Annotated in this window: 1 protein-coding gene; it reads right to left on the reverse strand. The window is 47.9% G+C overall.

The window, feature by feature from the left end; translation table 11 throughout:
• Nucleotides 1–274 (reverse strand): isocitrate/isopropylmalate family dehydrogenase (locus NE473_RS31135; RefSeq protein ID WP_256265644.1); only part of this gene is annotated, 274 nt, incomplete at its 3' end.
• Between the last annotated feature and the right edge of the window lie 29 nt (nt 275–303).

The following is a 303-nucleotide window of genomic DNA, read 5'->3' on the forward strand; positions in this document are numbered from 1 at the left end:
GTCTCAAGTTCGGTGCCACGTCGTACCATCTCGAATTTCCCACGTCTCCTCCGACTGCTCTGAGAAGAACGGAATCACTTTTTTTTGCTGTCTCCAATGCTTCATCCGTAAGAGGAACACCGTACGCGTCGATGGATACTCCTCCCATCAAAACCTCGGTATAAGAAAACTCATGGCCGTACACGGTTCCGATCCTGTCCAGGACTTTTCTTGCCTCTCTAATGATCTCCGGCCCAATCCCATCACCGAGAATTACCGCTATATTATAACTCATCTTTATCGTCTCCCTCTTCACAATTCTGT

The organism is Hungatella sp. SL.1.14, from assembly GCF_024460495.1.
Lineage (GTDB): Bacteria > Bacillota > Clostridia > Lachnospirales > Lachnospiraceae > Hungatella > Hungatella hathewayi.